A 24,211-nucleotide genomic window follows, 5' to 3' on the forward strand; every position below is an offset into this window, starting at 1 on the left:
ACCCCGCTCTCGTGTACGAATACCGTCAAAGGTGTGTTCCGCGCGACTCCGCACAGGCCTCCACCACCCATGCGGCCGTGGTCTCCGGCTGCTCCATCCAGAAGAAGTGACCGGCCGGAACCAGGGTGAAGCGGGCGCCCGGGATCGCGGCGGCGATCCGCTCTCCCTCGGCCGTCGGGACGAGACGGTCGGCGTCGCCGTGGACGACGTGCGTCGGCACGCCGATCCGGTGCAGGCGGTCCGCCGTGCTGTGCCGGGCCACCGCGGCGATCTGGCCGGCGGTCACCTGCGGGGGCACCGGCAGCGTCAGAGCGGCCTCGCGGTACTCGTCCCAGGCACCCGCCGGCACGTTCTCCGGGTCCTTCACCCCGACGTGGAACACGTTGCGCACCGTCGCGAGCGGGTCGCCCCGGACGACGGCCGCGGTGAGCACCTCCAGGACCTCGGGCGGCGCGCCGGTGCCTCCGGTGTGGGTGCAGCCGAGCAACAGGCCGCCGACCCTGTCCGGATGGCGCAGCGCCAGTTCCTGGGCGACGAGGCCGCCCATCGAGACCCCCAGGACGTACGCGCGCGGCCAGCCGAGCTCGTCGAGCAGGGCGGCCGCGTCGTCGGCGAGGTCCGCCACCCCGAAGCCCTGGTCCAGGGGTGCCGAGCGGCCGGTACCGCGGTGGTCGTAGGCCACCACGTCGAACGACTCCGAGAGGAGCGAGAGCAGTCGCTCGCCCCAGTGCAGGGAGTGCGCGGCGGTCCCCTGGATGAGCAGCAGGGGCGAACCGGCACCGCGGCGGAGGTAATGCAGCCTCTCCATACGTACGACCTTCGGCATAGCGCGGGTGGGATGCGGCACGGCGGCGGGCCCGGGGCGGCTCTGGTGGCGGCCGCCCCCGGCCCGGCCCGGGGTCACGCCGTGGCGGGCGCCGCCTCGGCGGCCGGCTGCGAGCGCGACCAGACCCGCTCGATGAAGGCGCAGACGAATCCGCCCGCCATCACGACCAGGGCGAGGACGATCCAGCCGGGCTTGCCCCAGTTGACGCACATGGAGATGACCACGATCGGCGCGACGGCCTCGGCGAGGCCGTGGCCGAGCCCCATCACTCCCTGGTACTGGCCCTGCGCCTCGGGCTTGGCCAGGGCGAAGGAGAGCTCGAAGGTGCCGGCCGCCTGCCAGACCTCGGCGAGGGCGTGCAGGACGACACCGACGATGAGCAGCGTGAGCGCGACCCCCGCGGACGGGCCCTCCGCGAACGCGATCAGCACCCACGAGACGAGGAACACCGGGCCGGACAGGGCGAGCAGGCGAGCCGCGGACCGCGGTCCGTCGATGGAGCGGGTCGCGGGGACCTGGGTGGCCGCGACCAGGATCGACTCGAAGAACAGGACGACGGCCGCCATCCAGCGCGGCGCCTCGGTGTGCATGACGATCCACACGGGCAGCGCGGGGACGAGGACGAAGTACTGCAGGCTCGTGATCGACGAGGTGGCGGTCAGCGCGAGGTAGGGGAGGTCGCGCAGGGCCACCCAGCGGCGCTCCTTCTCGGCCGGTTCGGTGTCCTCGGCGTCCTCCTCCTTCTTCGCGGCGCGCGTCGGGGGAATGTGCGGGAGGCGTGTGAGGATCGCGGCGGCGAGCAGGAAGGTGACCGTGTCGGTGACGATGACGGACACGTAGGCCGGCCGCGTGTCGAAGGCCAGGACGACCGCGGCACCGATGGTGCCGATGGCGAGGCCGACGTTGGTCACCGCTCGCAGGTACGTGCGGTACTGCGCGCCCTTCTCCCCGGCCAGCACGCCGATCATCGCGCCGCGCGCGCTGACGGTTCCCGCTCGGCCGACGGCGGCCGCGGCGGCCACGACGATCAGGGACCAGAGGTTGTTCACGAACAGGAGGGAGATGCTCGCGACGGCCTCGAGGAGCATGGAGCCGATGACGACCTCGCGCGATCCGCGCCGGTCGGCCCAGTCGCCGATGACGACACCGGCGCCGAATCCGCAGAGCGAGCCGGCGGTGAGGCCGATGGCCGCCTCGGTGGGGGTGAACCCGGCGGAGCGGATGAGGAAGATGGTTCCCGCGGACAGGAAGATGCCCATGCCGATCGTGTTGACGACGGTCGCCAGGGCCAGCAGTCGCTGACGGGGTTCCTCCGGACCGCTCAGCGCGGTGCGGAACTTGGTCATCCGGCTCATGACGTGGTGCCCTCGCTGACCTGCCGCAGGGCGTGCAGAGCGTTCACTGTGTCTCTCCTGGCTTCGAGTACGGGGGTGCGCATGGGGGGTTCGCGGAGGTGCCGTGCCCGCCGCGGGCCGTCCCCGGACGGCCCGCGGCGGGCACGGCACGGCGGCCGGTCCGTTCAGGAAGCCGACAGGAAGGCGTCCTCGAGCCGGACGAGGTGGGCCTGGGTCCACCGGGCCATGCGGAGGGCCGTGGCGGCGTCGGACTCGCCGGGACGGGCGCCGTCGAGGATCTGCGTGACGTAGTCGTCGACCGTGATCCCGCACTGGGGGGTCTTCTCCAGGCGGCGCACCAGCCACTTCTCGCGCCGGCACAGCTCGCCGGAGAGCACGAGCGCCGCGTCCGCGATGGTGGCGGCGGCGAGGGCGGCGGAGACGCGGGCCGTCTTGTCGTCACCGGCGTCCAGCTGGCCGGCGACGTCCGTGAGGCGGTTCTCCACGTCGGCCTTCAGGCGGCGGGCCCGGGCGCGCGGGTAGGAGGAGCCGGCGATGAGCTCCTTCATGCGGCCGAAGAACTCCTCGTTCTTCAGCGGCATGGCGACGTCGAGGCGGTAGACGAAGTCCTGGAGGAAATCGCCCATGCTGCAGAACTCGACCTCGGTGGCGAGGTACGGCTCGAGGGCCGTGGTGAGCGTGGACGTCGGCCACACCTTCAGGTCGACGCGCGCGTTGTCGTAGACGCCCATCCAGTTGTGCCAGCGCACGCCGCTCGAATCGGCGCCGGGCCAGGTCTCCATGGTCTCGTCGATCGGGAGGACGAGTTCCTTGTCGGAGAACGCGTAGAGGTCGATGTCGCTGAAGGCGTTGCCCCACCCGGCCGCGATCGAGCCCGTCATGCAGACGGCCTCGGCTTCGGCCAGCCCGGGAAAGTGCTTGAGGATTGCCTCGAAGGAAATGTCCGGAGGGGTGAGGACCTTCGGCTGTGCGGCGATGACCTGGACTGTGGGGTTGAACATGAGGATACCTTCCGAATAGCAGAGACTATGGGTGCGCTTCATAGGGAACGACCGGGGAATCGACGCCGAAATCCCCGATATCCCCGATTACTTCGCCGCAATACGACTGATGCCGCGCATGGGCTATGATCCGTTTTCATGAATACTTCGCGCCATTCTCAGGCACTGGTTCCGTGGAGTTCGGAAATACGGAATGAAACCGCCCTCGTCTGCATTCCGTGGGCCGGCGCCGGGGCGACTCCGTTCCGCGCCTGGGGCCCGGTCGTCGGTGACGCGGCCGATGTGTACGGCGTCCGGCTCGCCGGACGGGAGAGCCGCCAGACCGAGCCGCCCGGCACCGTGCTCGCGGACACCGTCGCCGAGCTCGTCCGGGAGGTGACCGCGCTGGGCGTGCCGCGCGTGGCCCTCTTCGGCCACTGCTCGGGAGCCCTGCTCGCCTTCGAACTCGCCCACGCGCTGCGCCGGTCGGCCGGAGCCCCCGAGGTCGGGCACCTGCTCGTGGCCTCGCAACTGCCGCCGCGCGCCTACGCGGAGGCCCCCGTCCAGTCGGACGACGACCTGACCCGCTTCGTGCCCGAGGACCTCCGGAGCGAACCCGAACTGCTCGAGCTGCTGCTGCCGATCCTCGCCGCGGACATGCGACTGGTGTCGGACTACGGCCACTCGGCGTCCGTGCCGCTCGACACCCGCCTCACCGTCGTGTACGGCGCCGAGGACGAGCACCTCGACCGGGCGGCGGTCGACGGCTGGCGTGCCGAGACCACCGGTGCGGCGGAGCTCCGCGAGGTGGCCGGCGCCGACCACCTCTTCGGCGGCGCGGCGTGGCCGGCCCTCGCCGGCTGCGTCCGGGACGCGCTCGGGTGAGCCCTTCGCGGCCCCGGTCCGCTCACGCATCGTCGAGGAGCTCCGCGAGCTGCGCGACGGTCGGGTGCGAGAAGACCTGGACGAGCTGAAGGTCCGGCCAGCGGACCCGCAGGACGCGGACGACCTTCACCACGGTGCTCGACGAGGCGCCCAGATCGAAGAAGCCCATGTCGGGGTCGACCTCGTCCAGGCCGAGGGCCTCGGCCCAGACCGCGGCGATGACCTCGGCCGCGGGGCCGTCCAGTTCGAGGACGGCCCCCGGCTCGCTCGACGTCTCAGTCACCGAGCACCTCCCGCAGCGTGGTGCCGACCCGCTGGAGGTGGTCCAGGTCGCTCGGGTCGAGGAGGGAGACGATCATGCCCTCGACGCCGGCCGCGCGGTACTCCTCGATCCGCTCCTGCACCTGGGCCTCGGTACCGCACAGCGCGAGGCCGCGGGCCGCGCTCGGCGCCACGCCCAGGAGCGTGCCCAACCGCTCCAGGGATTCCTGGAGTTCGGCCTCGGAGTCGGTGACGATCGCCGTGCCCAGCCACGTCCGGCTGATCTCGGAGCTGTCGCGGCCCGCGGCCTCGCACGCCCGCTCCAGCACCTCGATCTTGTGGCGCACGGTGGCGGGCCCGCCGAAGAAGTTGCAGGCGTCGCCGTGCCGGGCCACCAGCGGGATGAGCACCTTCTCGCCGCCGCCGCCGATGAGGATGGGCGGCCCGCCGGGGCTGATCGGGGCCGGCACGTTCAGGGGCTCGTCCACGCTGTGGTGCTTCCCGGAGAACCGGGGCGCGTGCTCGGTGAACATCGCCCGGCAGATCTGCACCGCCTCGTCGAGCGCCGCCAGACGCTCCCGGGGCGTGCGGAACTCCATGCCGTACGCGTGGGTCTCCTCGGTGTGCCAGCCCGCGCCGATGCCGAGGACCGCGCGTCCCTGGCTGATGACGTCGATGGTGGTGACCATCTTCGCCAGCAGCGCCGGGTTGCGGAAGCTGTTGCACGACACGAGGACGCCGAGGCGGGCGCTCGTGGTCACCGCGGCGAGCGCGGCGAGCGTCGTGTACGCCTCCAGGATCGGCTCGTCGGCCTCGCCGACGGAGGCGATCTGATGGACGTGGTCCATCGTCCAGAGGCTGTCGAAGCCGGACGCCTCGGCGGCGTGCGCGATGTCGACGACCTGCTGGAAGAGCTTGTTGTCCATGACTCCCGGGAAGGAGTACCCGGCGTACTGGAAGCCGACCCGGGTCAGGGGACGGCGGCTCATCCGGAGACCGTCAGCTGGGCGAAGGCCTCGGCGTCGGCCGCGGACACGATCTCGACGAGACCGAGGTCGAGCAGCCGGGCGCTCACCTCGTGGACGCCCTCACGGATGTCCGCCACCGGCAGGTCCAGCTGCCCGGCGACGCCGTCGGCGATCTCGGCGAGGGTGCGGCGCCCGTCGACGAGCAGCCAGACGACGCGCGCGTCGCGGTCGAGCACGTACCGGCCGATCACGGTCTCCAGCAGCACCCCTCCCTCGGCGCGGTCGCTCAGCTCCATGACCTGGTCGGTCCGGCGGGCGGTGACGTCCAGTCGACGGACGAGGACGGTGGTGTCGTTGACAGTGCTCATGAGTTCTTCTCCATGGCCAGGGCCTCCTCGACAGCGGTCGTGGTGGCGGCGATCGTGGGGGCGATGAACGGCAGGTCGACCGGGAGGTCGATGCCGAAGCCGGCGTTCAGTCGAGCGCCGACCTCGACCGCGTACAGCGAGTCGCCTCCGAGGTCGTTCACGAAATGGGCGTCGGGTGCGATGTGCTGGATGCCGAGGACCTCGCGCCAGACCTGCTCGACGAACGCGGCGACGTCCACGGCGGCGGCCTCCGGCGTCTCCGGGCGGACGAGCTCGGGCTCGGGGCGGGGCTCCGGCCGGTCGAGCCAGAACCGGGTGCGGGTGAACGGGTAGGTCGGCAGCGGCACTCGGCCGCGCGCCTCGTCGCCGTAGTAGGCGGACCAGTCGACGGCCACGCCCGCCCGCCAGGCCGCGGCCACCGCCTCGGTCAGGTCGAACGACGGGCCGACCAGGACCTGGCCCACCCGCTCGCGTACGGACCCGGCGTCGGCGCCGTCCCCGGTGCAGGCGGCGAGGGCGGCCTCCAGCGCGTTGGCGTCGCCGCCCTGGGCGAGCCAGTCGGTGGCCGGGCGTGCCCAGTCGGGGGCGTCGACGCGCGAGAAGGTCAGGCCGAGGCGGCGCAGGATGCGGGCGATGCCCAGCGCGGTGAGCGCGCCGGCCCGCTGCGGGGCGAGGGCGTCGAGCGCGGTCTCCCCGGCGAAGCCGTCGGTGAGTTCGGCGACGGCGGAGCGGAACAGCGGCTCTTCGATGAGCAACCGCTCGCCCAGCGCGGCCAGTTCGGCGGGCGTGCCGTGGACGGCGAGCGACCAGCGGGTCGTGGGCCGGCCGGTCTCGGCGCCTGCCTTCAGCTGCGCGAGCGCCTCGTCCCCGTCGGCGACGACGGCGGCCCAGCGGCGCGCGAAGCGGGCGCGGCCCACTCCCAGCGTGTAGGCGATGTCGGCGAGGTCGGCCCCTTCGCCCGGGGTCGTCGACGCGAGCCGCTCGGCGAGCCGTTCCCGCATGCGGGTCAGCTCGTCGTCGGTACGGGCCGACAGCGCGATGACCTGGCGCGGGCGAGCCGCCGCCGCGGTGGGCTCGGCCTCCGCGGCCTCCACGACCACGTGGGCGTTGGAGCCGCCGAGGCCGAAGGAGCTGACGCCCGCGATGCGCGGTCCCTCGCCGTCCCACGCCCGGGTCTCGGCGGTGATGACGAAGGGGGACGAGGCGAGCGGGATCTCGGGGTTCGGGCGGCGGAAGTGCAGCGTTCCCGGCACGGTGGCCCGCTCGACCGCGAGGGTCGCCTTGATGAGGCCGGCGACGCCCGCCGCCGCGTCGGTGTGCCCGATGTTGGGCTTGACCGAGCTGAGGGTGAGGCTCTCGGCCGCCCTGCCGGGGGTGGCGAAGACGCGCCGGAGGGCCTCGAACTCGACCGGGTCGCCGATGGCGGTGCCGGTGCCGTGGGCCTCGACGTAGCCGACCTCGTCGGGTGCGACACCGGCCCGGGCGAGCGCGCCGCGGATGACGGCTTCCTGGCCCGCGATGTTCGGCACGGTGAAGCTGGCGCGCGATCCGCCGTCGTTGTTGACCGCCCAGCCGCGGATGACGGCCCGGCGGCGGTCGCGGGCGTCGCGGGCGTCGGTGTCCCGGCGGAGCACGACGATGCCGGCGCCCGCGCCGGGGACGGTGCCCGTGGCGTCGGCGTCGAAGGCGCGGCAGCGGCCGTCCGCGGACAGGATGCCGCCCTCGGTGTAGTCGTAGCCGTCGACGTCGGGCATGAGCAGGCTCACGCCGCCGGCCAGCGCGATGTCGCAGTCGCCGGCGGCCAGCGCCGAGCAGGCCTGGGCCACGGCGCTGAGCGCGGTGGCGCAGCCGGTCTGCACGGTGATCGACGGTCCGGTCAGGCCGAGCTTGAAGGCCAGTCGCGGGGCGAGGAAGTCCTTCTCGTTGGCGAGCGTGATGCGCACGTCGCCGCCGCGGCCTGCGCGCTCCTCCGCCGGGGCCACGAACTCGCGGAAGTAGTGGTTCTCGCCCGAGCCGACGAACACGCCGACGACCGCGTCGCGCTGCCCGGCGTAGCCGGCGTCCTCCAGCGCCTCGGCGGCCACTTCGAGGAGTACGCGCTGCTGCGGGTCCATGACGAGGGCCTCCGCCGGAGGCGTGCGGAAGAAGTCCGCGTCGAACCACTCGACGTCGGCGACCTTCGCCGCGGCGTGCACGCGGTGGGCCCCGCCGTCGACCGGTCCGTCCGCGTCGACGCGGGCGACCGACTCGACGCCGTCGACGAGGTTGGTCCAGTAGCTCTCGACGTCGCCGGCTCCCGCGAAGCGGGCCGCCATGCCGATCACGGCGATGGGCTGTGCGTGCAGGGGGGTGCGTTGCATGGGAGGACTCCAGGTGGATCGGTGTGGCGTTGCGGCGGCGGCTCTCACGACTCGTTCGGCACCGGAGGGGCCTCGGTCGTGGTGCCGGCGCGGACCCGGGCGACGAAGTCGGCCAGCACGGGTGCCTCGAACAGGGCGCGTACGGGGATGTCCGCGGCGGCTTCCCTGCGGGTGCGGTTGACGACCTTGATCACCATCAGCGAGTGCCCGCCGAGGGAGAAGAAGTCGTCCTCGGGCCCGACCTCGGCGACGCCGAGTTCCTCGGCCCAGATGGCGGCCACGGTCTCTTCGAGGGAGTCGCCGCGCGGCTGCCGGGCGGCGGGTTCCGCGCTCGTGGGCGCGGTGCGGGCCCGTTCGAGGAGGGCCCGGCGGTCGACCTTGCCGTTGGCGGTCAGCGGCAGGGCGTCCAGGATCCGGAGTTCGCCGGGGACCATGTGCGCGGGCAGCCGGTCGGCGAGGAACGCCCGCAGCGCGGTCGCGTCCGGGCCGCCGGGCCGGACGGTCGCCCAGGCGAGGAGCGTCGAGCCCACCGACTCGCCGGTGTCGGTCAGGACGCAGGCGTCGACGACGGCCGGGTGGGCCTTGACCGTCGCGCCGATCTCGCCGAGTTCGATGCGGTAGCCGCGTACCTTCACCTGCTCGTCCCGGCGGCCCGCGTAACGGAGTTCGCCGTCGGCGTCCCGGCGTGCCAGGTCACCGCTGAAGTAGGTGCGGCGGAGGTCGCCGGGGCCCCAGGAGACGGTGCGGAAGGCACGCGCGGTGGTGTCGGCGTCGCCGAAGTACCCCCGGGCGAGGCCCGGTCCCGAGATCGTGATCTCGCCGGTCTCGCCGTCCGGGGTCGGCTCGCCGTCGGCGTCCCGCAGCGAGATCTCCAGGTCGGGCAGCGGTACGCCGATGGGGCTTCCCGCGTCGGCGGCCGCGTCCGCCGCGGTGATCCGGCGGTAGGTCACGTGGACGGTCGTCTCGGTGATCCCGTACATGTTGACCACCAGCGGCTGGGCGTCGCCCCGGCGCGCGAACCACGCGCCGAGCGAGGCCGGGTCGAGCCGCTCGCCGCCGAGCACGACCAGCCGCAGCCGGTCGAGTGAGGCCTGCTGCTGCTCGTCGGCGCTGATCAGGGCGGCCAGCGCCGAGGGCGTCTGGCTGAGGACCGTGACGCCCTCGTCGTCGATCAGCCGGAGCAGCTCGTCGGGGGCACGGGCCTTGTCGTCGTCGACGACGACGAGGCGGCCGCCGAAGAGGAGCGCCCCCCACATCTCCCAGACCGAGAAGTCGAAGGCGAAGGAGTGCAGCATGGTCCACACGTCGTCCGGGCCGAGTTCGTAGAGGCCGGACGTGACGGCCATCAGCCGGGTGACGTTGCGGTGGGTGACCTCGACGCCCTTGGGGGTGCCGGTCGATCCCGACGTGAACATCACGTAGGCCAGGTCGTCGGGGCCGACCGGGACGTGCACCGGCGGGCAGTCGACGTCGGGGGCGGCCTCGGCGAGCACGACCGGGCCGCTGTGCCACCGCCCCGCACGGTCGGCGAGGTCGCCGGTGGTCAGCAGCACCGGAGCGGCGACGCGTCCGACGATGTCGGCGATCCGCGTGTCGGGGTGGCGCGGGTCGAGCGGCACGTAGGCCGCTCCGGCCATGAGGACGCCGAGGATGGCCGGCACGATGTGGCGGCGCGGCACGAGCACGGGCACGAGGTCGCCGGGGCGCACGCCGGCGGCGACCAGGCGGCCGGCCACGCAGCCGGCGACACGGTGGAGTTCGGCGTACGAGAGCGACGTGCCGTCGGCGGTCAGCGCGATGGCCTGGTCGCTCAGGGCCGCCTGGTGGGCGAACCAGGCGGGCAGTGTGGAGGCGACTTCCGCACGCTCGGTCACGGTGCCTGCGTCGCTGAGAACTTCGGGCAACTCTTCCCCCAGGAAACGAACAATTCTCGGTGTCGTCCGGAATCCGCGCCCCCGTGGGGCCCGTTCCGAACGGAGGTCAGGCGTTCTCGGTGAACGCGTCCAGCAGCGATTCCCACCGCGCGCAGAGCGCGAGGACCCGGTCCCGGGAGACCCACGGCGGATACTCGATCCGCCCGGTCAGTCCCGATTCCCCGTGGTCGGTCAGCAGGACGGTCCAGGGCCAGCGCACGCCCAGCGGGGTCACCGGCAACGACCGTGCCGTGCATCCGGGGACGGACAGCGCGGGGGCCGGGTCGCGGTCCCAGGCGATGACCAGCGGTGCGAGGGATCCCGCCTCGCGCACGCCGAGTGCGGCCATCAGCGTGGGGAAGGGCACGCGCGACCAGGTGCGCGCCTCCGCCACGGCGTCCCGCGCCCGGCGCAGGGCCAGGGCCGGACCGGCCTCGCGGGCGTAGCCGGGGGGCGGGCCGAAGGGGACGGTCGTGAGGAGGTACCCGGCGGTGTCGACCGCGTCGACTCCGTCCCGGTCGGCGACGGCGAGCGCGAACCTGCCGTCCGTTCCGGCCAGTTCGCACAGCGGGTCGAGGGTGGCGGCCAGCACGACGGCGAACGCCGTCGTGCCGTCGCGGCGCGCGCGGTCGCGCACCCGGGACCACGCCCGTGCCCCGACGGTGAAGCCGTCGACCCGGCAGGAGTCCTGCACCGGGCCGGGCTCCGCCCGCTCGGGCAGCCAGGCGCGTGCCCGGTCGGCGGCCGCGCGCACGGCGTCCCGGCCCTCCGGGGAGTCGAGGTGGCGGCGCTGGCGGCGCGCGTACCCGGCGTGGCCGTGGTCCTCCGGGAGGGCGGGCGCGTCGCCGCTCAGCGCGGCGGCGAGCTCCTCCAGGACGATCCGGGCGCTCCACGCGTCGACGACGAGGTGGTGCCAGACGAGCAGCACCCGGACCGTGTCCGCCGCGGAGAGGACCGCGGCCCGCACGAGGGGGCCCCGGCCGAGGTCGAACGGCGGCCGCTGGAACTCGGCGAGCAGCCGTTCCCAGGCGTCGTCCACGTCCTCCCCGGACGCGACGGACCGCACGGTGACGGACACCGGCGCGCCGTCGGTCACGAACCGGGCGTCGTCCTCGTCCACGCGGCCCCGGAAGACGACGTGGCGGTCGAGGACCGCGGCCAGTTCCTTGGCCGTGCGCTCGGGGCACAGCGGGCCGGTGAACTCGACGGCCACGGACTCGTGGAAGGTTCCGGGGGGCGCGGCGCCGGTGAGTTCCGCCGCCCAGATGCCCGCCTGGCCCGGTGTCAGCGGGGACGCCTTCCCGGCGGCGCCCTCGTCACCGGACGTGTCCGCGGCGGGCAGTGCGGGGAGGCGTGCCGCGAGGGCCGCCAGGGTCGGTGCGGCGAGCACGTCGCCGGCGGTGACGGCCCGGCCGGTCGCGTCCCGCAGCAGCGCCGAGAGGCGCGTGGCCTGCAGGGAGTCGCCGCCCGCCTCGGCGAATCCGAGGTCGAGCGCCGACGCGGGGGCGTGGGTGAGCACGGTGCGGCAGGCGTCCTCGACGGCGCGCTCGTACCCGTTCAGCGCGGTCCGGGCCCGCGGCTCGTCCGAGGTGGGGAGGGCCGGGCGGTCGAGTTTGCCGTCGCTGGTCATCGGGATCCGTTCCAGCGCGAAGAAGCGCCGGGGCACGGCCTGCGGGGGGAGTTCGTCGGCGAGCCGCGCCTTGAGGCCGGTCCACAGGTCGGCGCCGGCCGGGGCGGCAGCGTCGGCGAGCACCACGAAGGCGGTGAGGACGGACGGGCCGCCGGGGCTCGCCGGCCGGGCGAGGACGGCGACGTCCGCGATCTCGGCGCACCGCCGGAGCGCGGCCTCCGTCTCGGCCGGTTCGATCCTGACGCCGTCGATCTTGAGCTGGTCGTCGATCCGGCCGAGGAAGGTCAGTTCGCCCGTGGCGTCGGCGACGACGATGTCGCCCGTCCGGTACATGAGGCCGTCGCCGTCGGCGGCCGGCACGAAGCGTTCCGCGGTGCGGTCGGGGTCGTGGAGGTAGCCGAGGGCGACGCCCGGTCCCGCGACGCACAGCTCGCCGGGGCGGCCCTGCTCCACCGGCGCGAGCCGGTCGTCGAGGACGAAGCCGCGGTTGCCCTCGACGACCGCGCCGATCGGGGTGCGCTGCTGCGGCTCGGCGCAGTGGTCGGGGACGGTGTACAGGGTGGCGCAGACCGTGGTCTCGGTGGGCCCGTAGCCGTTGATCACGACCAACCCCGGGGTGTTCTCCCGCAGTTCCACCAGGAGGCCCAGCGGAATGGGCTCGACGCCGGTCAGCAGCCGCCGGAGGCGCGGGACGGGCCGGGCGGCGTCCGTCCGGTCGCCGGCGGTCCGGTCGCGCAGCGCGGTGAGGAACTGGGGCGGCAGGTAGGCGGAGTCGACGCGCCGGTCGGCCAGGTGGTCGAGCGTGGCGTCGATGTCGCGGCGGTACGCGTCGGGGACCGGCACGACGGTCCCGCCACTGGTGAGCGCGCTCCACATCTCGTACACGGACACGTCGAAGCCGGGCGACGTCCACCAGCTGTGCCGTGCCCCGGGGCCGAGCGGCGCCCGGCGCTGGAACGCGGCGAGCAGGGTGTGGACACCGCGGGCCGGGACCACGACGCCCTTGGGCCTGCCGGTGGATCCGGAGGTGTAGATGACGTAGGCCGGGTCGTCGCCGTCCGTGGCGGGGGCGTGCCGCTCGGGGCCGGGCGAGCCCACCGGGGGCGGGGTCGTCAGGAGGGGTGCGACGGCGCGCACGTCGTCGTCGCCGGCGCGGAGGACGACCGAGAGCCGGGCGTCCGTCAGGATCTGCTCGCGCCGCTTCGCGGGCCCGGTCACGTCGAGCGGGATGTACGCGGCGCCCACGGCGGTCGCGGCGAGCACGCCGACGACGAACAGCGGCCCCACGGGCATCTCGACGGCGACGAGGTCGCCCGCGCCGACGTTCCGCGCGGCCAGCCGGTCCGCGAGGGCGGCCGCGGCGGCGGCCGTCCGGCGGTAGTCGACCGCCCCGTCGGGGCCGGCGAACGCCTCCTGGTCGGGGTGGGCCGCGGCGGTCTCGACGAACGCCTGCCACAGGTTCCGGTGTGTCACGGGGAGACCTTCTCGAGTCGTGGTGTGAGCACACTTCCCCCTCGACTCGGCCGTCTGCTCGCCGGCCGGCCGCCGTGTGGGCGGACCGGTCGGTGCCTGGATTGGAGCACGCAGGGTCGCCCACTGGCCATGGATTCGTATCTCGCCGAACGCGCTGGACCGTCTCTCCGGGCGCGTGCTTTGATGCGGGACGAACAGGACAGTGCCATGACCGTTCTTCCATGGGGTCCCCATCACCCGGACGCTGTCCTCGTCGACGCGGATGGCGACGTCCTGCGCTGCACCGGAGCGGCCGGCCGCTCGCTGAGCCCCTTCACGTGAAAGTCGCATCACGCCGTTTCGGCGTCGCCGCACCACCACTTCACGGAGCGAAGATGCGATACCTCATTCTCAATCGGACCGCCCTCACCATGCGCCGCTACGACCTGTGGCTGGGGCCCGAGCACGAAGTGGTCCTCGTCACCGCCGCCGCCGCGGTGCCCAAGGACCCGGCCGAACGGGCCGCCGTACTGGCCGGATACGCCCACGTCGAGTGCGTCGAGAGCTTCCACTTCGACCCGGCCGTCGACCGGCTGGCCCTCGAACTGCACGAGAAGTGGCACTTCGACGACGTGCTGGCCTTCGCGGAGTTCGACCTGATGCGCGCCGCGCGGCTGCGCGCCTCCATGGGGATACCCGGCCACGCGCCGGAGGACGTCATGGCGTTCCGCGACAAGTTCGCCATGAAGGAGCGGCTGGCGGCGGCGGACGTGCCGCTGCTCCCCTTCGCCGCCGTCACCTACGCGACGGACGTCCTCGACTTCGTCGCGGAGCACGACTACCCGATCGTGGTCAAGCCGCGCCGCGGTGGCGGGTCGATGGACGTGGAGGTCCTGCGCGGGCCCGAGGACCTGACGGGGCTCTTCGAGCGCAACCCCGAGCTGGGCACCGACGACGGCGCCCACCTGCTGGCCGAGACGTACCTCGACCACGAGCTCTTCCACATCGACGGAGTCCTCGTCGACGGCGAGGTCAGGATGGTGTGGCCGTCCAGTCAGGGCGACACCACCTGCCTGGACATAGTCAACGGCCTCTCGCTGCGCAGCTCCCTCATGGATCCCGAGGACCCGCTCACCGAGCCGCTGCGGGAGATGACGCTCGCGGCGCTGGAGGCCCTTCCCACGCCGGGCAGTTGCGTCTTCCACGCGGAGATCTTCCGTGACCGCCAGGGCGACGCGGGTCTCGTCTTCAACGAGATCGCGGTCCGGATGGGCGGCGGGATGATCGAGGACATGCTCGAACTCGGCTTCGGCGTCAAGCCGCACGAGGTGTACTTCCGGTCCCTCGGCGGCAACAACCCGCCCGAGGTCCCGGAGCGCCCGCTGCGGATCGCCGGCGTGACGCTCTTCCCGCCGCGCCCGGGGACGCTCGTCGAGATCCCGGAGGAGTGCCCGGTCCCGGACGTCGCGGTCTACAAGAGCTACGCCAAGCCCGGGACGGTCATGTCCGGCGCGCAGTTCAGCACGGACAAGATCGCGTCGGCGCTGGCGACGGGCGGGTCGCGCAAGGAGGTCGAGGACGTGCTCGCCGAGGTGCACGCCTGGTTCGAGAAGGCGGCGGTCGTCACCGACACCGTCTGATCCGGGCTTTCGCCCGCGGGCACGGGGCAGGGGTCGCCCGGCGGTCGGTACCGCCGGGCGACCCCTGTCGTTCACGCCGTGTGGCCGGGGTTACTTGACGTTGATCGCGGTCCAGGCGGAGGCGACCGCGTTGTACTGGGTGCTGCCGGCGCCGTACAGGTCACGCGCGGCGTTCAGGGTGGCCGTGCGGGCGCCCGAGTAGCCGGTGGTGGAGGTCATGTAGGTGGACAGCGCCTTGTACCAGATCTTGTACGCGGCGGTGCGGCCGATGCCGGTGACGGTGGAGCCGTCGTAGGTCGGCGAGTCGTAGGTGACGCCGTTGATCGTCTTCGAGCCGCTGCCCTCGGAGAGCAGGTAGAAGAAGTGGTTGGCCGGGCCCGAGGAGTAGTGGACGTTGAGGCGGCCGACCGACTTCGACCAGTAGTCGGCGGACTTGCCGTCCTTGCTGGGCTTGTCCATGTAACGGAGCGGCGTGCCGTTGCCGTTGATGTCGATCTTCTCGCCGATGAGGTAGTCGCCGGCGTCGGTGGCGTTGCCCGCGTAGAACTCGACCGAGGTGCCGAGGATGTCGGAGGTGGCCTCGTTCAGGCCGCCGGACTCGCCGCTGTAGCGGAGGTTGGCGGTGGAGGAGGTCAGGCCGTGGGACATCTCGTGGCCGGCCACGTCGATGGACGTGAGCGGGTGGGTGTTGTTGATGCCGTCGCCGTAGGTCATGCAGAAGCAGCTGTCGTCCCAGAAGGCGTTCACGTAGGCGTTGCCGTAGTGGACGCGGGAGTAGGCGGCGACGCCGTCGCCGCGGATGCCGTTGCGACCGAGCTCGTTCTTGTAGAAGTCCCAGGTGAGGGCCGCGCCGTAGTGGGCGTCGGCGGCGGCGGTCTCGCGGTTGGACGCGAGGCCGTTGCCCCAGGTGTCGGTGGAGTTGGTGAAGAGGCTGCCGGTGCCGGACGTGCCGCCGTTCAGGTCGTACGTCTTGTGGCCGCCGCGCAGCGCGTCGGTGAGGGTGTACGAGCCCGAGGTGCCGAGGGTGACCTGGCCGGCGTACATGGTGTTGCCGGTGCCGGTCTCGATCATCTCGTAGGCGTAGAGCTCCTTGCCGGTGGTGGCGTCGGTGACGACCTGGCGGCGGCTGGGGGTGCCGTCCTGCTGGACGCCGGTGACGATCGTCTCCCAGGCGAGGACGGGCTTGCCGGTGGCGGCCCAGATCACCTTGCGGGCGGTGGAGGCGGCCTCCGAGGCGTTGGCGCCGGAGGCGAGGGCGGCCTGCTTCGCGGTGGCGGACGGGACCGCGGCGGTCGTGGTCGCCACGGATATGCGGGCCTCGGTCGCCTTGGTGGTGGAGCGGGCGCCCGACTTCTTCTGGTGGACGACCAGGTCGCCGCCGAGGACCGGCAGGCCCTCGTAGGTGCGCTCGTAGCGCGTGTGGACGGTGCCGTCGGCGTCCTTGACGACGTCGCGGACGACGAGCGCCTCCTTGCCGGACAGGCCGATGGCCTTGCCGGTGGCGGCGGCACCGGCCTGGGCCTCCTGGACGGCCGCGGCGCGCTGGCTGCCGGAGAAGGCGAGCGCGGTGGCTCCGGCCTCGCGCTGGGCGTCGGCGTTGGCGGATCCGGTCTGGACTCCGACGACGACCATGGCGGCCGAGGCGAGCAGGGCGGCGGCGCGGGCGGTGGTACGGCGGTGCGAGGACTGCTGGCGGGTCACGCGGGCTCCTTCGCTGCAAAGCGTGGGGGTTGTGGGGGTGGTGATGCGGGTGTGAGCGTGCCAGCGAAGTCGCTCGTTTGACAGGTCTGCAACAAGGATTTGACCAGCTGTTGTCCGAAGGACAGATAACTATGTTCGCTATGCGGCGAGTTCGGCGCCCGTGTGCCCGCCTTCGGGCAACGGAAAGCCCCCCGGAGAAGCCACACGCTCCGGGGGGCTTTGGTGCCGCTTCGAGACTCTTGAGGGGATTCGGGAGCCTTCAGGACTCCGGGCGGCCGGGCCGCGGCGGGGGGCCGCGCGGCCCGGCGGCGCTCAGGCCGAACGCTTGCGCGTCGTCGCCTTCTTGGCCTGCGTCTTCGCCGGGGCCTCCTTGGCGGTCGACCTCTTCGCCGCCGCCTTCTTGGCCGTCGTCTTCTTCGTCTGCGCCTCCTTGGCCGGGGTCCCGGCCGCCGACGTCGACTTGCGCGCGGGGGCCGTCGCCTTCTTCGCCGCCGTGCGGGAGGTGGACTTCTTGGCGTCCGTGGCCTTGGGCGCGCGCGTGGTGCGGGTCGCGCCGGAGCGCGGGGTGCGGGGTAGCAGCGGGGTGACCTCGGCGACCTCCTCCGTACCGGCGCCGTCGCCCGCTCCGGCCGTCTCGCCGCGCGCCTCCCGCGCCGCCCGGACGCTGCTCTCCAGGGCCGCCATGAGGTCGATGACCCGGCCACCGCCGGGCTCCTCCCCCGGCTCCGGCGGCGCGACGCCCTCGCCGCCCTCCGCCTTCGCGGCGATCATCTCCTCCACCGCGGTGCGGTAGTCGTCGTGGAGGGTGCTGATGTCGACCTCGCCGAGGGTGGACATCAGCGCGTCCGCCAGGTCGAGTTCGGCGTCCCGGACGGAGACCGGGGACTCGGGGGCCACGCCCTCCGGGGCCCGGATCTCGTCCGGCCAGAGCAGGCCGTGCATGGCGATCACGTCGTCCACGACCCGGAGCATGCCGAGCCGCTCCCGCCCCCGGAGGGCGTACTTCGCGACCGCCACCTTGTCGCTGCGCTTGAGCGCCTCGCGGAGCAGGGTGTACGGCTTCGCCGCGGGCACGCCGTTCGCCGACAGGTAGTACGCGGCGTCCATCCGGAGCGGATCGATCTCCCCGGCCGGCACGAACGTCACGATCTCGATCGTCTTCGCCGTGGGGAGCGGCAGCGCGGCCAGGTCCTCGTCGCTGATCGGGATCATGGCGCCGTCGGCGTCCTCGTACGCCTTCCCGATCTCCGCCTGCGGGACCTCCTCGCCGTCCAGCTCGCACACCTTCTTGTAGCGGACGCGGCCGCCGTCCTCGGTGTGGATCTGGCGGAACGAGACGGACCGGCTCTCGGTGGCGTTCACCATCTTGATCGGAATGCTGACGAGCCCGAAGGAAATGGCGCCGTTCCAGATGGATCGCACGGTTCTCGCCTTTCCAGCCGAAGGGTCCGGAAACGTGGGATTCTCATCGTATGACGCCCATCACAGAGGTGGAGGGGCGCCGGCTGGCACTCAGCAACCTGGACAAGGTGATCCACCCGGCCACCGGCACCACCAAGGGCGAGGTCCTCCACTACTACGCGACCGTGGGGGCCGCGATCCTGCCGCATCTGCGGGACCGGCCCGTGTCCTTCCTGCGCTATCCGGACGGCCCGGAGGGGCAGCTCTTCTTCACCAAGAATCCGCCGCCGGGCACGCCCTCCTGGGTGAGGACCACACCCGTCCCCCGTTCCGAGGATCCCCGGGCCCGCCAGGTGGTGGTCGACGACCTGCCGTCGCTGATCTGGGCGGCGAACCTGGTCGTGGAGTTCCACACGCCGCAGTGGCGGGCCGCCTCCCCCGCCGTCGCCGACCGGCTCGTGTTCGACCTCGACCCCGGGGCGCCCGCGACCGCCGTCGAGTGCTGCCGGGTCGCGTTGCACCTGCGCGAGCGGCTGGCGGCGGACGGCCTCGACGCCTTCGCCAAGACCTCCGGGTCCAAGGGCCTCCACCTGCTCGTCCCGGTGACACCGGCACCCTCCGCGCACGTGTCGGCGTACGCGAGACGGCTCGCCGTCGAGGCGGAGGGCCTCCTGCCGAAGCTGGTCGTGCACCGGATGACCCGGGCCCAGCGCCCCGGGAAGGTCTTCGTCGACCACGGCCAGAACGCGGCCGCCAAGACCACCGCCACCCCGTACACCCTGCGGGCGCGGACGCTCCCCACCGTCTCGGCGCCCGTCACCTGGGAGGAGGTGGAGCGCTGCGCCGCCGCAGGGAACCCCGGGCCGCTCGTCCTCCTCATGGACGACATCGCGCCACGTCTTGCGCGGCACGGGGAGCTCCTGGAGCCGCTTTTCGCGCCTGAACGGGCGGGGGACGTGCCGTGAACGGGGGGCGCGCGGCGGGACGGAGCGACGGCGGCACGGGCGGCGCCGTCGTGCTCCTGCCGCCCGTCGACGTCATGCGGCCCCGGTCCGCCGACGAGATCCCCGGGCAGGGCGAGCCGCCCCGGGAGCTGCAGTACTCCGTCAAGCTGGACGGCTTCCGGGCCCTCGCGTTCGTGCTCGACGGCGGCAGGGTCGTCCTCCAGTCCCGGTCCCGCCGGGACCTCGCGCCCGACTTCCCCGGGATCGCCGCGGACCTGGGCGAGCGGCTGCCGGCCGGGGTCGTGTGCGACGGGGAGTTGTGCGCGTACCGCGAGGGGCGGCTCAGCTTCACCGACCTGCTCCGCTCGCACGCGGACCGGGTACGGGCCGGGGTGCCGGTCTCGTACATCGCCTTCGACCTGCTCGCCGTCCCCGGCCGGGACGTGCGGAGCCTGCCGCTCCGCGACCGGTGGGAGCTGCTGGGCGCGGCCCTCGCGGACGTCGGACCGCCCCTCCGGCGGGTGCTGGCCACCCGGGACGAGGAGACGGCGCGCGGGTGGTTCCGCGACCTGCGGGAGGCGGGCGTCGAGGGGATCGTCGCCAAACGGCTGGACTCGCCGTACCAGGCCGGCGCCACCTGGGCCTGGCGCAAGGTCCGGCACGCCGACACGAGCGACGGCCTGCTCGTGGGCCTGGTCGGCCCGGCGGACCGGCCCCGGGCCCTGCTCGTACGGCTCCCCGACGGCAGCACCGCGACCACCTCGCCCCGGCTCACCCCGGCGCAGGCGCGCGAGGTCGGCGCACGGGCGGGCGGCCGCGCCGGAGCGCTCGCCGACGATCCGGAGCACGGACCCGTACGCCCGGTGGATCCGCCGCTCCCCGTCGAACTGCGGCAGGTCGCGGGCCGGCACGGGACCCCGGCGTTCGTCCGGGTCCGCTCGGAGGGGTAGCCACCGAGAGCAACTACCCTGCTCCGTACTGTACATGGCGCAAAGAGGCCGCAACCGGGGCTCCGCGCGCGGCCGGTGTCGCCGGTTCGGCGTCGGGAGCGGCCCTGTGGTGCACACTTGCTGCCTGGTACAGCGCTCACGGGGAAGGCGGCCTGGCAATGCTGACGGGGATCGAGGAGGTCGACTGGGCCTCGCTGGGGCACGCCTACGGCCCCGCGGACGATGTGCCGGAGCTGCTCCGCGGACTCGCCTCCGCCGATCCCGCGGAGCGCGAGACCGCCCTCGACGGCATGTACGGCGCCGTGCACCACCAGGGCGACGTCTACGACTCGACGCTCGCCTGCATCCCCTTCCTCCTCGAACTCGTCGCCGATCCCGCGGTCCAGGACCGCGGCTGCATCGTCGAGTTGCTCACCAGCATCGGCGGGATCGAGCTCGACGACGACGACGAGCTCGACGAACTGGACGAACTCGCCCCGGACGACGAGGAGTTCATCCCCGCCGCCAACTACGCGATGGCCGCCGCCGCCATCGCCGCCGGGGCCGACGTCTTCCTGGGGCTCGTCGCCGACCCGGACCCCGAGGTGCGGCTCGCCGCGCCGTGCGCGCTCGCCTCGCTGCACCCCGAGCCCGCCCGGGCGCTGACCCTGCTGCGGGAGCGGCTCACCGTCGAGCGGGACACCGAGGTGCGGCTCGCCCTCGTGGCCGCCGTCGGGCGGATCGCACTGCGGCACGCGGCGCTGCGCGACGAGACCGTCGACTGGCTCGACTGGCTCGCCCGCGCCGCCCAGGACCCGGGACTGCGGCTCGCGGCGCTCGCGCAGCGGGCCCGCTGCGCACCGGCGGACATCCCCGACGACGTCGTGCCGTGGGTGACCCGGCTCCTGGAGGAGATCCGCACGGCGGCCCAGCGGCCGGGGACCGGCGCGGACGGCCACCGGTCCGCCGCGCCGACGCTGATCGGTCAGGTCAGGGAACTCCTGGAGGAGCACGCGGCCGGGCGGCCCGCCCCCTGGACCGAGGAGCTGCTGCGGACCCTGCACACCGCGCTCGACGACCGCGTCGACGACCGGATCGCGCTGATCCTCGCGCAGCTGCGGAGCCCCGACTGGGGGCAGCGTTCGGACGCGATCTGGCTGTGCGGCGGGCTGATCAGGCTGTGGCGCGGGCGGTACGAGGAGGTCGTCCGGCTCGTCGGCGCACAGCTCCACGACCCCGAGCCCCGGCTCAGGGAGGCCGCCACCTCGTTCCTGGAGCGGCTCTTCGAACTGGGCGGCCCCGCCGCCGACGCCCTCGTGGCCCGGCTGACGACCGGCCCGGCCGGCCCGGCCCCGTTCGCCGGCTCCGCCCCGGCCGACCGCGCGCCGTTCGCCGCCGGCCCCCTCGACGGCCCGGCCGGCACCGGCAGCGGGTACGCCTTCGTCGGCCGGTCCGGGCGGGACGGGGCGCTGCTCGCGCTGGCCCGCGCCGGGGACACCCGCGCGGTCCCGCTCCTGGCCCGCGCCCTGGAGGAGGGCGAGGTGCGGCGGGAGCTGCTCTACGCCATGGACGGCCTCGGGCCCTCCGCGGCGATGCTCGCCCCGCTGCTGCGGCGCCGACTGGCGGAGGTCGAGCTGGACGAGCGGCTGTACGACCGGGCGGCGCCGCTGCTGTACGCGCTGGCGGCGGTACGGGGCGGCCAGGCCGTGCCCGAGGTGCTGCGGGTGCTGCGGGGCGCCCCGGAGAACCGGCGCGACTGGGTGCGGGAGGCGGCCCTGCGGACCCTGGCCTCGTTCGGCCCGGCCGCCCGGGAGGCCGTACCGGAGCTGCGAAGACTCCTGGCCGCCGAGTCGGCCGCGGTTGCCACGGCGGCGGCACGCGCGCTGTGGGCGGCCGAGGGTGACACCGGGGAGGCGCTGGCGGCCCTGGAGCGGTGGCTGCGGCCCGGCACGTCGGGCGCGGACTGGTGCTCCGCCGCCCTGGCCCTGGCCGCGATCGGCCCGGCGGCGGCCTCGACGGCCCCCGCGCTCCGGCCCGGTCTGGCCTCCCGGGACCTGTGGGTGCGGGTCAGGACCGCGACGGCCCTGTGGCGGGTGTCCGGCGAGACCGGTGCGACGCTGCCGGTGCTGCTCGCGGCCTGGGAGGAGAACCGGCACGCGCGCGTGGACATCGTCGAGTGCCTGGCGGAGATGGGCCCGGCGGCCGCCGGGGCCCAGCTCGTGATCCTCACCGAGCTCACGCGCAGGCGCCGCCACAACGCCCGCGAGGGCGCCTCCGGCAGCCATGACATCCACCTCGACGAGAAGCTCCTCACCCTGTGCCGGGCGGCCCTGGCCCGAATGGAGCGGGGTCTCTCCTGAAGGGCGTCTTGTCGATCACGCGGCGAGCCCGGCCCGATCGGCAGGACACCCTCCGGGTGCCGCGTGCCTCGTCCCGACAACCCGACGAATAGACAAAAGGGACTTCCCTCCGAATAAGGTCTACGGGAGGAGAGCAGCACCGACCCCGACGACCGAGGAGCACCGTGAGCGCGCGCGGACCGCACAGCGCCGTCGGCGTCCTGTGCGCCCTCGTCCTCACGCCGGCGCTCGGCGGGTGCGGCGGCGGGCAGGGCGGTCTGCAGAGCGCCGGGCCGACGCCCGCGGCCGTCGGCCCGGTGCGGCTGTGGCCCGACCTCGCGCCGGCGACGAATCCGCCGGTGGACTACGGCGAGTCCGACACCCAGCGCGTCCCGGGCATCGAGGTCACCGACAACGACGTCCACTCCGTCGACGCGGTGGCGGTCGTCCGCGCCGAGGTGCGCGCCCACCCCGACACGTACTCGGGCGCCGACGGGCTCTACGAGGAGACCGCCCGGGCCATCGAGGCCTGCCCCACCGCCCCCGACGCCTGTCCCGTCATGCGGCCCTACTACCGCGACCTCACCGGCAACGGCCGGGACGAGCTGATCGTGGGCATCCGGATGCCGGAACAGCAGGTCGGAGTGCGGGTCTACCTCGCCGAGAACGGCGGGCTCACCAGGATCATGTCCACCGTCGACCAGGTCATCAGCGTGGAACTGGCCGGCCGTGACCTGATCATGCGGGTCAGTTCGGCCGGCATCCCCGGGTACGAGTACCGCACCGCCTGGTCCTGGGACGAGCAGCAGCACAGCATGCTGCCGACCCGGGACGAGATCGTCCGGGTGCGGCCGTCCCGCACCGGGCCCTCCGCCGTGCCCGTGCCCCGCCTGGTCAGCCCCAGCGCCACCCCGGCCCCGGACAGCCCGACCGCGTCGGGGGAGCCCGCGGACCCCGTCCCCGTCGAGCCCGCCCGGTGAGGCCGCCCAGGCGGCCGGCCTGGACCGCGACCCTCACCTGGAAGGCCGCGGTCTTCATCGCCGTGATGTGCTGCGCGCTGGCCGCGCTGCTCGGCGTGCTCGTCCACGTGTCGGTGACCTCCCAGACCGTGAACGACTCCCGGGAGAAGGCGCTGACCCGGCTCACCGAGGTCGGCCGGCTCTACGAGGCGGGCGAACCGCTGCCCCGGTTCGCCGGGATCGACCCGCCCGGGCTCCCGGCGCCGCTGCGGGCGCTCACGGCCCGCGGCGAGCGCGGCACGATGGTCGCCGACGACCGGGGCCGGCCGACGATGTGGGCGGCGGGTCCCGCGGACGGCCGGGCCCTCGCCGTCCGGGTCGACTACACGCAGAGCGCCGAGACGATCGACGCGCTCGACCGGTCGATCCTCGGCTCCTCCGTGCTCGCGATCGGCGCGACCCTGCTCGTGGGCGCCTTCGCCGTCACCCGCGTCACCCGGCGGCTGCACCTCACCGCGCAGGTGGCCCGCCGGATCAGCGCCGGCGACCTGGACGCGCGCGTCGACGACCCCCGTACGAAGGACCCCTCGCGCCCGCAGGACGAGGTGGCCACCGTCTCCGGGGCGCTCGACACGATGGCCTCGTCGCTCCAGCGCAAGCTGCAGAGCGAGCAGCGGTTCACCGCCGACGTGGCGCACGAGCTGCGCACCCCGCTGACCGGCCTTTCGGCGGCGGCCGAGCTGCTGCCCGAGGGACGGCCGTCGGAGCTCGTACGGGACCGGGTGCGGGCGATGCGCGGTCTCACCGAGGACCTCCTGGAGATCTCGCGGCTCGACGCCCGCAACGAGACCGTGGACCTGGCGGTGCACGAGCTGGGGCCGCTGGCCGAGCGGGTGGTGCGCGCCTCGGGCACGGAGACCGAGGTCCGGGTCGTCCGGGACGCCACGGTGGAGACGGACCGGCGGCGCCTTGAACGGGTCCTCGGCAATCTGGTCGCCAACGCGCACAAGCACGGGGCGCCGCCGGTGGTGGTGACGGTGGACGGGCCCGTGGCATCCGTGCGGGACCACGGCCCCGGCTATCCCGCGTACCTCCTGGAGTCGGGTCCGCAGCGGTTCCGCACCGAGAGCGGCGGCAAGGGACACGGGCTCGGGCTGACGATCGCCGTGGGGCAGGCGCGGGTGATCGGCGCCGAGCTGGTGTTCGTCCGGCCCGCGGAGGGCGAGGGCGCCGAGGCCCGGCTGCGGCTCCCCGAGTACGTACGCCTGACGGACACCGATCCGGAGGACTGACGGCGCGC

Annotated in this window: 18 protein-coding genes; 7 read left to right on the forward strand and 11 right to left on the reverse strand. The window is 73.8% G+C overall.

The window, feature by feature from the left end:
- Positions 1 to 25: 25 nt before the first annotated feature.
- From OO54_RS21180 to OO54_RS21190, 3 genes are all read right to left on the reverse strand, one after another.
- Positions 26 to 808 carry an alpha/beta fold hydrolase gene (locus OO54_RS21180; RefSeq protein WP_033205198.1) on the reverse strand — a complete coding sequence of 261 codons (783 nt, stop codon included), beginning with the start codon at positions 806 to 808 and terminating at the stop codon, positions 26 to 28.
- 92 nt (positions 809 to 900) lie between these two features.
- The gene (locus tag OO54_RS21185; RefSeq protein ID WP_078905281.1) at positions 901 to 2,181 is read right to left on the reverse strand and encodes an MFS transporter; all 1,281 of its coding nucleotides are present in this window, start codon (positions 2,179 to 2,181) and stop codon (positions 901 to 903) included.
- A 164-nt stretch (positions 2,182 to 2,345) separates the two neighbouring features.
- On the reverse strand, positions 2,346 to 3,182 hold the full coding sequence (locus tag OO54_RS21190; RefSeq protein WP_033205199.1) for a hypothetical protein: 837 nt from the start codon (positions 3,180 to 3,182) through the stop codon (positions 2,346 to 2,348).
- Between the two features lie 138 nt (positions 3,183 to 3,320).
- Here OO54_RS21190 and OO54_RS21195 point away from each other — a divergent pair, with 138 nt between their 5' ends.
- A complete protein-coding gene (locus OO54_RS21195; RefSeq protein WP_078905282.1) occupies positions 3,321 to 4,046 on the forward strand; it encodes a thioesterase II family protein in 726 nt (241 codons plus the stop codon).
- Positions 4,047 to 4,068: 22 nt separating this feature from the next.
- Here OO54_RS21195 and OO54_RS21200 read toward each other — a convergent pair whose 3' ends face one another.
- The 6 genes from OO54_RS21200 to OO54_RS21230 all read right to left on the reverse strand — a co-directional run bounded on the left by OO54_RS21200 (position 4,069) and on the right by OO54_RS21230 (position 13,019).
- Positions 4,069 to 4,329, reverse strand: coding sequence for a phosphopantetheine-binding protein (locus tag OO54_RS21200; protein WP_033205200.1), 261 nt, complete (start codon positions 4,327 to 4,329; stop codon positions 4,069 to 4,071).
- Positions 4,322 to 5,296 (reverse strand): TIGR03560 family F420-dependent LLM class oxidoreductase, encoded by a 975-nt coding sequence (locus OO54_RS21205; RefSeq protein ID WP_051787072.1) that lies wholly within the window; start codon positions 5,294 to 5,296, stop codon positions 4,322 to 4,324. Before OO54_RS21205 ends, OO54_RS21200 begins: the two co-directional genes overlap by 8 nt.
- Positions 5,293 to 5,643, reverse strand: a complete 351-nt coding sequence (locus OO54_RS21210) for a PqqD family protein (RefSeq protein WP_033205201.1) — start codon at positions 5,641 to 5,643, stop codon at positions 5,293 to 5,295. Before OO54_RS21210 ends, OO54_RS21205 begins: the two co-directional genes overlap by 4 nt.
- Complete coding sequence (locus OO54_RS41640; RefSeq protein WP_051787073.1) at positions 5,640 to 8,003, reverse strand: beta-ketoacyl synthase N-terminal-like domain-containing protein; 2,364 nt, start codon at positions 8,001 to 8,003, stop codon at positions 5,640 to 5,642. The genes OO54_RS21210 and OO54_RS41640 overlap by 4 nt, the downstream gene beginning before the upstream one ends.
- 44 nt (positions 8,004 to 8,047) lie before the next feature.
- A complete protein-coding gene (locus tag OO54_RS21225; protein WP_051787074.1) occupies positions 8,048 to 9,877 on the reverse strand; it encodes a non-ribosomal peptide synthetase in 1,830 nt (609 codons plus the stop codon).
- 106 nt (positions 9,878 to 9,983) lie between these two features.
- Positions 9,984 to 13,019: a non-ribosomal peptide synthetase gene (locus OO54_RS21230; protein ID WP_033205203.1), complete on the reverse strand. Its 3,036-nt coding sequence runs from the start codon at positions 13,017 to 13,019 to the stop codon at positions 9,984 to 9,986.
- A gap of 374 nt (positions 13,020 to 13,393) precedes the next feature.
- On the opposite strand from OO54_RS21230, the gene OO54_RS21235 reads away from it, so the two are divergent.
- The gene (locus OO54_RS21235) at positions 13,394 to 14,638 is read left to right on the forward strand and encodes an ATP-binding protein (RefSeq protein WP_033205204.1); all 1,245 of its coding nucleotides are present in this window, start codon (positions 13,394 to 13,396) and stop codon (positions 14,636 to 14,638) included.
- A gap of 90 nt (positions 14,639 to 14,728) precedes the next feature.
- Here the strand turns inward: OO54_RS21235 and OO54_RS21240 are convergent, their stop codons facing one another.
- Positions 14,729 to 16,339, reverse strand: coding sequence for a M4 family metallopeptidase (locus tag OO54_RS21240; protein ID WP_033205207.1), 1,611 nt, complete (start codon positions 16,337 to 16,339; stop codon positions 14,729 to 14,731).
- A gap of 312 nt (positions 16,340 to 16,651) precedes the next feature.
- Positions 16,652 to 17,761 carry a non-homologous end joining protein Ku gene (ku, locus tag OO54_RS21245; protein ID WP_033205209.1) on the reverse strand — a complete coding sequence of 370 codons (1,110 nt, stop codon included), beginning with the start codon at positions 17,759 to 17,761 and terminating at the stop codon, positions 16,652 to 16,654.
- 50 nt (positions 17,762 to 17,811) lie between these two features.
- Here ku and ligD point away from each other — a divergent pair, with 50 nt between their 5' ends.
- The 5 genes from ligD to OO54_RS21270 all read left to right on the forward strand — a co-directional run bounded on the left by ligD (position 17,812) and on the right by OO54_RS21270 (position 24,203).
- A complete protein-coding gene (ligD, locus tag OO54_RS21250) occupies positions 17,812 to 18,705 on the forward strand; it encodes a non-homologous end-joining DNA ligase (RefSeq protein WP_033205211.1) in 894 nt (297 codons plus the stop codon).
- Positions 18,702 to 19,634 carry an ATP-dependent DNA ligase gene (locus tag OO54_RS21255; RefSeq protein WP_234439366.1) on the forward strand — a complete coding sequence of 311 codons (933 nt, stop codon included), beginning with the start codon at positions 18,702 to 18,704 and terminating at the stop codon, positions 19,632 to 19,634. Before ligD ends, OO54_RS21255 begins: the two co-directional genes overlap by 4 nt.
- A gap of 158 nt (positions 19,635 to 19,792) precedes the next feature.
- The gene (locus tag OO54_RS21260) at positions 19,793 to 21,973 is read left to right on the forward strand and encodes a hypothetical protein (RefSeq protein ID WP_033205212.1); all 2,181 of its coding nucleotides are present in this window, start codon (positions 19,793 to 19,795) and stop codon (positions 21,971 to 21,973) included.
- Positions 21,974 to 22,137: 164 nt separating this feature from the next.
- On the forward strand, positions 22,138 to 22,932 hold the full coding sequence (locus OO54_RS21265) for an NADH-quinone oxidoreductase subunit E (RefSeq protein ID WP_033205213.1): 795 nt from the start codon (positions 22,138 to 22,140) through the stop codon (positions 22,930 to 22,932).
- Positions 22,929 to 24,203 (forward strand): sensor histidine kinase, encoded by a 1,275-nt coding sequence (locus OO54_RS21270; RefSeq protein WP_033205216.1) that lies wholly within the window; start codon positions 22,929 to 22,931, stop codon positions 24,201 to 24,203. The genes OO54_RS21265 and OO54_RS21270 overlap by 4 nt, the downstream gene beginning before the upstream one ends.
- The last annotated feature ends 8 nt before the right edge of the window (positions 24,204 to 24,211 follow it).

Source organism: Streptomyces wedmorensis (assembly GCF_000716445.1).
Classification (GTDB): Bacteria; Actinomycetota; Actinomycetes; order Streptomycetales; family Streptomycetaceae; genus Streptomyces; species Streptomyces wedmorensis.